This window comes from Paenibacillus ihuae (assembly GCF_001368795.1).
GTDB lineage: Bacteria > Bacillota > Bacilli > Paenibacillales > Paenibacillaceae > Paenibacillus_AQ > Paenibacillus_AQ ihuae.
This window is the reverse complement of sequence record NZ_LN831198.1, coordinates 2,219,887-2,228,709: the sequence shown is the minus strand read 5'-3', so window position 1 is coordinate 2,228,709 and position 8,823 is coordinate 2,219,887. Positions and strand designations below refer to the sequence as shown.

Here is an 8,823-nt window from a genome sequence, read left to right as displayed (position 1 = left end):
AGTCGAATCCACAGCGATACACAGCGAACGAAAGCTGCGTTCTTCCAGCTCCAGCATGGCTACGTTGTGGTTCTGACGGGTGATGACCATTTCCGGAAGAATGCTGATCCCCAGGCCGTTCTCAACCATCGCGATAATCGCTGAGTCATCCCCTGCTGTAAATTTAATATTCGGATGAATTCCTGCCTTTTCCAGAACCCGCCGGGCATCATAGTCAGAACCCGCCTTTTGGATAATAAAATCCTCATGCGCAATCTGCGCAAGCGGCATATAAGGAGCCTGAGAGAGCGGATGATCCTTGGAGAGAATCGCAAGCATCCGGTCATTTTTCAAGGGGAACACTTCAAATTTCTCCCGCGTAGGCAGGGAGATGAAGCCGCAGTCAATCACACCGGATTCAATCCACTGCTCAATTTCAAGATATCCGCCCTCCATCAGTTTGAATTCAATATAAGGATATTCCCGGCGGAACTCCTTAATCATCCCCGGGAGCCAATGCACGGATACACTCGTGAATGTTCCGATAGTAATCGTTCCCGTCTCCAGCCCGTGAATATCGGCAACCTGCTGCTTCAGCTGCTCGTTCCACTTGAGAATCTCACGAATCGCCGGCACGACCTGTTCTCCGTTGACCGTCAGCTTGACTCCGGAGCGGTTCCTCAGAAGCAGGGAGAATCCAAACTCCATTTCCAGACTGCTGATGGTATGGCTGATTCCTGATTGCGTGAAACCCAGCACTTCTGCTGCTTTCGTTAAACTGCTCAGCTCCACTACTTTCAGAAAGACTTCATACTTATTCAGGCTCAACTTCCTATCTCCTTGTCTAACATGAATTTTTCTCATGTATCCTATGATAAACATTCAGTTAACTTATGTTATTGACCGTATTATACTATAATCACAAGATAAGAAAAAGGAAGATGATACCAACGATGAAGCCGCTCAAGGCCGAGCTACTGCTCCTGATTGTAACGATGTTCTGGGGTTCCTCTTATATATTTATGAAGATGGGGCTGGGCACTCTCGGGGAATTCAACCTGATTGCCCTCCGCTTCGGACTTGCTTTTATTTTAGCAGCAATTCTGTTCCACAAACGGCTGCGCAGCATCAATCTCAGAACATTGAGGTACGGGGCATTGCTCGGGTTTTTATTGCTCGGCGTATTCACCTGCATCACGTTTGGACTGCAGACAACGACAACTTCCAACGCAGGTTTTCTGGTCGCCCTGACTGTCATTTTTGTACCGATGCTTGATGTCCTGGTCTTCCGTAAGAAAGTCGCCGCTGCGCAAGTATTCGGTGCAATACTGGCCATAGCCGGCATTGGACTGCTTACGCTGAATTCTGCATTACACATTCAGCCCGGTGATTTTCTCTGCATCCTGTCCGCCATGTTCTATGCGGTTCAAATCCTTGTCACCGGCAAGGCGGTAAAAAGCTGTGATTCGCTGAACATCGGGATTCTCCAGCTCGGGTTCGTGAGCGGCTATGCGCTTGTGCTGTCTGCCATATTCGAAACTCCCCGTCTCCCGTCCACCATGCCGGGCTGGATTGCGATTCTGGCACTCGGCATTCTGTGCAGTGCCTGCGGTTTCATCCTGCAGCCGGTAGCACAGAAATTCACCTCCCCGACACGTACCGGGCTGATCTTTTCACTAGAGCCGGTATTCGCTGCATTCTTCGGTTACTGGTTCGCCGGAGAGCAGCTGTCGATGCAGGGATATGCCGGAGCTGCTCTGGTGATGCTGGGTATTGTCGCTTCCGAGCTGCTGGGTAAAATGTCGGCTTCCCATTTCCCCGGGTATCTCAAGAAACGCAGAGCAGATATCTAAACTAAGTTGTTTAGGCGCAAAAAGCCGCTGCAGCACTGTGGTAACTACCACAGCCTGCAGCGGCTTTTTGCCAAGCTAATTAGCGTTAATGTCCCATCATCATTGCCGGGTCAGGCTTCTGCCCATCGGCAGAAGCCTTCTGCTGAAGCTGCTTAGGCTTGCGCAGGATTAGACTGATTACGACTCCCGCTACTGCGATGCATGCCGAGAGAAAGAATACATCATTAAACCCAAGCACCGCAGCCGCCAGCGGATTGCCGCCTTCGGTCAATTCCTTGGTGTGGACCGAAATCTGGCTCGTTAAATAGCCGGTCATGCCCGCAACGGCAAAGGAGACTACCACCTGCTGTGCAGCAGCGGTAAGGGGAGTAACCCGGCCAACCCATTCACGGGGTGCGGAATTCAGTACATGTGTGTTGACAGGCATCATCGATAAGCCCATTCCCAGGCCCATCATAAACAGCCAGAACATAATCAGCGGAAGTCTTGTATCCGTAGTAATACCAGATAACATGAATAGCGCTGTTGAGATGATGCTTAGCCCCACAAACAATAGCGGCCGGGCGCCGATTTTGTCAAACAGCCGCCCTCCGATCGGCATTCCGATACCCGAAGCCAAAGCTTGCGGAAGCAGAATCAGGCCGGTTTCCAGTGGGGTGTAATTACGGATTTGCTGCAGATAGAGAGGAACGAACAGCATGGAACCAAATAATGCAGCCTGGGTGACCCAGGAGAGCAGAATTCCGCGGGTGAAGTCCGATGAACGGAATACACGCAGTTCCAGGAGCGGATGCTTGTGGAGCAGTTCTACGATAACAAAGAGTACTAGGGCCACACCGCCTACAGACAGTCCGACAATGGTTCCTGGAGCTGACCAGCTGTTGCTTCCGCCTTCATTGACACCGTAAGCCAGCATCGAGAAGGCCACCGGAGCCAGGATGATACCGAGCACATCAAGATGCGCTTTGCCTTTCTTCTCCGTGGTCGGCAAATATTTGATCCCTAGAATGATGCCTACAATACCGATCGGTACATTAATCAGAAAAATCCAATGCCAGCTTACATACTCCACGAGCCACCCCGACAGCACCGGACCCAGTGCAGGAGCCAGCAGCATTGGAATGCCCAGCATCCCCATAATGGTGCCTCTGCGTTCCGGCGGGGCCAGCCTGAATACCATTGCCATCCCGATAGGAGCAACCATTCCCCCGCCAAGACCTTGAATAACGCGGAAAATAACCAGCTGCGTAGAGGTCTGCGCAAGAGAGCACAGCATCGAACCCATTACGAACATCGCTACTGTCGCAACAAACACTTGTTTGGACCCGAACCGGTCCGTCATGTATCCCGCCAGCGGAATCACGGCTGCCAAGGCTAAGGTGTAGCCTGTAATTGCCCACTGGACGGTTTTCAGATCTGTATTGAAATACTCAACAAGCTTAGGTACTGCCACATTGACTACTGTACCGTCCAGGATAACCATAATCATCCCGACGATAATTGCCAGAAGTGGCGGAATTATGGCTTTTAGCGAGAAGGGCTGCTCCGCAGAAGCAGAATTCCCATTCATCATATTTGGCATGTTTCTCCACTCTCTTCTCTATTTATTGATTTGATTTGGTAAAAAAACGGTCAAACAATCCGTCAATCTGATCACTGGTCGCAGGAAGCTGAAAGACCGGGAGCACACCCTCCAGATCTTGGGGTAAACTTGATGCCATAACAACTGGAAATACCATCGCACCGTAAAGCTGAAAAAGCATAGTCATCAGCTGATCTTTGTCTTGTTCTCCGGTAATTTCCTGCAAAGCGGCAAGAATTTTTTCAATTCTCATCATCTTGCAATACCTTGCATATTCATCATGGGAGCCGAGTATTACATGCCGCTGATCAAGCATCTGTTTCGCCAGTCCCGGATAACGTTCAAGGTTAGTGATATACCGGATAAAAAACTCCTTAAGCCTCTGTCTCGGCGGCAATAGATCATCCTCCAGCACTTGAAAGGCATCGTTAAAAGTGGACACGAGCACTCTTACCGCAGCCCCCAGCAGATGATCCTTTGAGCCAAAATAATAATTCACCAGTGCAAGGTTGATATCCGCCTTAGCGGCAATGTTGCGGAGTGTGGCGCATCCGAATCCATTTTCCCTTATCAGTTCTACAGTAGCATCAAGAATCGTCTGTTTCGTATCCTTCTCTGAAGAATCTGTGTAGTTAGTAGCTTTGGTCATAATAAAATGAATATCACCCCTTTGAAAGCTAATCTAAACGTCGTTTTAAACAGTGTTTAATTCAGAATTAATCTATACCGTTTCTCCTGTGATGTCAATAGCCTATACGATTACAGATACGCAAAAAGAAGACGATCCGCCCCATCCCGTGAGTTCGGTCGCCTCCTTGCTTGTTAGCTATGAGATTCGTCAGCAGCAGCCACGGGTTCCAGCTTCAGACCGGTGATTTTACCGGCACTGTCCAATGACAGAGTTAGTACAGCTTCGGTTTCTGTAAAAGACAAAATACTTTGAATAGTGAGCATCTCCTCGCCCCAATCACTGGCTGTAGATTTCACTCCGAAATATTTCCCCGCCGGAACTGCGATTTGCTCCCAGTTCTTTTGAATGAGCGGTAAATCAGGCACCTGACCGGATTTATCGTTAAAGTACCGGGTCTGCAGCTCCTGATATTGGCCTGTTGCCAGCAACGTCGATACCGCTCCAGCAGCCACCTCAGGCGTGTATATCTCTAGTTGATTCGTAGACGCGTTATATCCGGCGATTAAGCCAATCGAGTTCAGAAAAGATAGCGGGACATAAAGCCGTTTTTCCCTGGTTTCAATTGCACCTTTGAAAGAAACCTTCTCCTTGTCCTTTTCTCCAATTACAATCTCATGACCGCCAACCTGAAACTCAATGATTTCGTTGACCCTGCTTAATTGAACTTTCCCTGTACTCCCTTGATAGGCAATCTTGTACTTTAGAGCCTCGGCAACCTCACGAAGAGGCACCATTACGGCAGCTCCGCTCTTGTATACCGTGGAATCTGCGAGCGAAAGAGCTTGTCCGTTCAAAATAACACTCATGTTCGGCGCGGCTTTAACCTCTTGTGCTGTAAAAGTCCCTGTTCCGGCTGCCACTAACAGAATACTAAGGATAACGGCTGCGATTCTGGTCTTCAAATCGATTCCACCTCTCCTGTATTAGAATTAGTATACACAGAGTCTGAAGGGAATAGTCTTACATTAAACAATAACCGATTTTCTCAAGAATATAACCTGTTTTTCGTAAAAAATCTGCCTATGATCTCCTTCCGGAACATTTGTTATTCTACATCAAAATTAAAATAAAGTGACGGGTATGGCTCACTCTTCAGCGTAAAATGCCACCACTCTTTGGTATAAGGCTTGAAGCCCTGTTTGACCATTGCATCTTTCAGGATTTTACGGTTCTGATGCTGGATCTTGCTCACAAGCACCGTATTATAATAAGAGATCTCTCCGAAGAAATCGTACGGGCTGCCCATATCCACCAGGGCTCCTGTTTTTTTGTCAGCCAGTGTTAAGTCGATTGTGCTTCCTCTGGAATGCCCGGATTTCTTGGCAATAAAGCCCAGCTTAAACAGATTGCGTTTATCGAGCTGCGGGTAATAGAGCTGTTTGTTCTTGGTATCCGAAGAATCCTGGGACCATGCTACAAACCGGGTTACCGCTTTCTGCGGACGGTAGGCATCATAGATTCTCAGAATGTAACCCTTGCCGGCCAAATCGGTACTGACCTTCTTCAAGGCAGCTGCTGCCGTACGGGTGAAGATTGCCAGTGGCGCCTTATACCCGTTGACAGGCGCTCCGGTAAAATTATTTTTGCCGTAGTAGCGGATCTGATACTGTGCTTCCGGAATAACTTCATCAAGATATACAAATCCGTCCGGCAGATTATTTTTCTTCACCACGCTGTTTTTCGCCGGTATCCCCACTGTATCCTGACCTGTTACAGCTGCCTGTGCTGAGCCATAGTTCTCTGCATGTAATGCACCTATCCCTGCAAGCAGGATGATTACTGAAGTCAGTCTTGCCACTCTAGACCGCTTCTTCTTCTTCATATTATCGTTATTTTCTTGTTCAGCCCGCTGCGGCATCCTTCTCCTCCTTCGCCTTAGAATCCGGAAATATTTACGCTGTATAAGTTACCTTATCCCCCTCAGGAAGTCCAGCACAAAAAGGCATACCCGCAATGCGGATATGCCTTTCCAAGAGTAAATCGCTATGATTGCTTAAATACAAAAATTAATGCATAGATGCTTGTGATTTATGCTGGATAATAACCCGTTTGAGGAAGAACGCCACAATCAGACCGATAACAGCCATTATCATTCCGAAAATAAATGCGTTCTGCACCCCATGGGTAAATGCCGCAAGCGCATTCGACGGATCGGCGGCATCAGTTACTGTCTTCATATAGTTCTTCGTGCCGGAGGTCATGATGCTTACAGCCAGCGCAGTGCCGATAGCACCCGCAACCTGCTGCAGCGTGTTCATGATTGCCGTGCCATCAGGATAATACTCCAGCGGCAACTGGTTGATCCCGTTTGTCTGGGCAGGCATCATAATCATCGAAATTCCGATCATCAGGGCACTGTGCAGAACGATAACAAAAATGACTGTGGACGTAGCAGTGATGCTTGAGAAGAACCAGAGTGATACTGCCACAACCACGAGACCCGGAATAACGAGCCATTTCGGACCGTATTTATCAAACAAACGTCCCATCAGCGGTGACATCAAGCCATTGATAATCCCGCCGGGTAAGAGCAGCAGACCCGCTTTGAATGCACTATAGCCTTGACCCTGCTGGAGATACATCGGAAGAATCAGCATCGAAGACAGAATAACCATCATGCAGATGAAGATCATCAGCACCCCTACAGTAAACATAGGGAACTTGAAAGCACGCAGATTAATCATCGGCTGCTTCATCGTCAGCTGGCGGATGGCGAACAGAACAAGGGCTACAACGCCAATAGCAATCGCAATGATCACTTTGGGACTGCTCCAGCCGCTCTCTTCACCCGCGCTGCTGAATCCGTACACGATGCCGCCGAAGCCAAACGATGATAGCACAATGGAAAGCACATCAATCTTCGGCTTGGTGACTTCAGATACATTCTGCATGAACAGGATTCCGCAGATAAGTGCGATAACCAGGAAAGGCAGCGACAGCCAGAAAATCCAGTGCCAGCTTAAATTTGAGATCAGCAGGCCGGCAATTGTCGGTCCTACAGCAGGCGCGACCATAATGACCAGACCGATGAGCCCCATTGCCGCTCCTCTTTTCTCAGGAGGAATAATAACCAGAATCGTGTTGAACATCAGCGGCAGGAGCAGTGCTGTTCCCATGGCCTGAACAATACGGGCCAGCAGCAGAAACTCGAAGCTCGGCGACATGGCCGCAATGAAGGTTCCTACAATCGAGAAGCTTAACGCAGCTACAAACAGCTGTCTGGTCGTAAACCATTGGAGCAAGAGTCCGGAAATAGGCACGAGTATGCCCAGTGTGAGCAGATAAGCGGTTGTCAGCCACTGCGCTGTCGTAGGAGTAATGTTCAGCACAGTCATCAAATCGGTCAGTGCCACATTCAGTGCCGTTTCACTAAACATCCCAATGAATCCGGCGAGCAGTAAAGAAACAAGGATCGGGATCGTTTTGAACTGTTTTGCTTGGGGTTGTTGCTTGCCTTGCATGGTTGTTTCCACTCTTGTATCCTCCTGATAATCGATAATTTTCTCTCTCTAGCTTTCTGTTTGTTAACCCAGTATGGCAGGAATGCTTTGTGCCGCAGCAAGCAGCGGCTGTGTGCTCTTGTGTGTCAACGCCTGGAGCAGTGCGCCTTCGTACAACGAGACGACGACTGAAGCCTTATTGGCAGCAGTTGTGTCATCAACGCTTTCCTCAAGCAGACTCTTCATAATAACATCCTGCCAGTCCCTGAACACCGATTGGCAGGCCGAGCGCAGCTCGTCACTGACACAGGAGGTTTCAACAGCGACCCAGAAGCTGAACGGAAAAAAACCTTCAAAAGAAGTCTCCTCAGCCTTCCTGGCTACCTCCAGAATAAAATCCTGTACCATTGCGGCTGTACCCATTTTTTTTCTGCGTAGTACCGGAGCTGCTGGGCAACAATTTCACTTGTCCGGCTAATGCAGGTTAAGGCCAGCTCCTCTTTGCCCCTGGGAAAATAATAATAAAGTGATCCCTTCGGCGATTCGCTGTCTTTAATAATCTGATTGAGGCCGGTCGCGTGATAACCTTGTGTGAAAAACAATCTTGAAGCGGTGTCCACAATCGCCTCACGCGCATTGTGCTTGTTCGACAAGCTCAACACTTCCTTTTCTTTTATAACAATCGGTCTACATAATAAAACCACAGATTTTAACTATATGTCAACATTTAATTGTTTCAAATTTAATTTCCGTCCCGGTTTTAATTATTCTTAGGAATAGAAAGTAACATTCCAATTGTTAATCTTAAGTCCAATAAAGTATAATATTATTATTCCAATCCGAAAGGTGTGTATTATAGTGGGCGAAATCAGCACAACCAAAGGGATTCCCCGACCTCTAGTCAAAATCAATCAGGCTTTTATCGTCATTTCTGTACTGCTGGCCTGGATCACAGGCGCCTATTTGATTCTTACGCTCCCGCTGGCTGCCGGACTGTCCGGTCTGCTGTTTGGATATAATCCGGTGATTAAGCTAGCCGCTAATTTCCTGAGGAAAGTGCCATCCTCTTACCTGCAGGAAGACTGGGATCAGCAGCAGTTTAACCAGAGCATTGCAGTTTTTTGCCTTGCTGCCGGACTGGTCAGCTTTTTGGCCGGCTGGACGGCACTCGGGTATATTTTCACCGCTCTGGCTGCCACTGCTGCTGCTGTCGCCATCCTGGGCTTCTGCATCGGCTGCTTTATCCATTATCAATGGAAAATGTACAGCTACAGACGC

10 protein-coding genes are annotated in these 8,823 nt (G+C 48.4%); 2 read left to right on the top strand and 8 right to left on the bottom strand.

All coding sequences use genetic code 11. The features are described from left to right. Nucleotides 1-807 (bottom strand): LysR family transcriptional regulator (locus AQR02_RS10055; protein ID WP_054942060.1); only part of this gene is annotated, 807 nt, incomplete at its 3' end. 125 nt (nt 808-932) lie between these two features. Between AQR02_RS10055 and AQR02_RS10050 the strand changes: the two genes are divergently transcribed. Further along, the gene (locus AQR02_RS10050; RefSeq protein WP_054940443.1) at nt 933-1,832 is read left to right on the top strand and encodes a DMT family transporter; all 900 of its coding nucleotides are present in this window, start codon (nt 933-935) and stop codon (nt 1,830-1,832) included. An 85-nt stretch (nt 1,833-1,917) separates the two neighbouring features. Here AQR02_RS10050 and AQR02_RS10045 read toward each other — a convergent pair whose 3' ends face one another. The 7 genes from AQR02_RS10045 to AQR02_RS31215 all read right to left on the bottom strand — a co-directional run bounded on the left by AQR02_RS10045 (nt 1,918) and on the right by AQR02_RS31215 (nt 8,198). Beyond that, nucleotides 1,918-3,414: a DHA2 family efflux MFS transporter permease subunit gene (locus AQR02_RS10045; RefSeq protein WP_082451764.1), complete on the bottom strand. Its 1,497-nt coding sequence runs from the start codon at nt 3,412-3,414 to the stop codon at nt 1,918-1,920. A gap of 22 nt (nt 3,415-3,436) precedes the next feature. Continuing rightward, nucleotides 3,437-4,063 carry a TetR/AcrR family transcriptional regulator gene (locus AQR02_RS10040; RefSeq protein ID WP_054940442.1) on the bottom strand — a complete coding sequence of 209 codons (627 nt, stop codon included), beginning with the start codon at nt 4,061-4,063 and terminating at the stop codon, nt 3,437-3,439. A 173-nt stretch (nt 4,064-4,236) separates the two neighbouring features. Then, nucleotides 4,237-5,007 (bottom strand): stalk domain-containing protein, encoded by a 771-nt coding sequence (locus tag AQR02_RS10035; RefSeq protein ID WP_054940441.1) that lies wholly within the window; start codon nt 5,005-5,007, stop codon nt 4,237-4,239. Between the two features lie 143 nt (nt 5,008-5,150). Continuing rightward, on the bottom strand, nt 5,151-5,927 hold the full coding sequence (locus tag AQR02_RS10030; RefSeq protein WP_082451957.1) for a M15 family metallopeptidase: 777 nt from the start codon (nt 5,925-5,927) through the stop codon (nt 5,151-5,153). Nucleotides 5,928-6,111: 184 nt separating this feature from the next. Continuing rightward, nucleotides 6,112-7,566: a DHA2 family efflux MFS transporter permease subunit gene (locus tag AQR02_RS10025; RefSeq protein ID WP_054942057.1), complete on the bottom strand. Its 1,455-nt coding sequence runs from the start codon at nt 7,564-7,566 to the stop codon at nt 6,112-6,114. Nucleotides 7,567-7,629: 63 nt separating this feature from the next. Then, complete coding sequence (locus AQR02_RS31220; protein ID WP_148449081.1) at nt 7,630-7,968, bottom strand: LmrA/YxaF family transcription factor; 339 nt, start codon at nt 7,966-7,968, stop codon at nt 7,630-7,632. Further along, nucleotides 7,926-8,198 (bottom strand): TetR/AcrR family transcriptional regulator, encoded by a 273-nt coding sequence (locus AQR02_RS31215; protein ID WP_082451761.1) that lies wholly within the window; start codon nt 8,196-8,198, stop codon nt 7,926-7,928. The genes AQR02_RS31220 and AQR02_RS31215 overlap by 43 nt, the downstream gene beginning before the upstream one ends. 202 nt (nt 8,199-8,400) lie before the next feature. On the opposite strand from AQR02_RS31215, the gene AQR02_RS10015 reads away from it, so the two are divergent. Then, on the top strand, nt 8,401-8,823 hold a 423-nt coding region (locus AQR02_RS10015), incomplete at its 3' end, for a DUF4395 domain-containing protein (protein WP_425340003.1).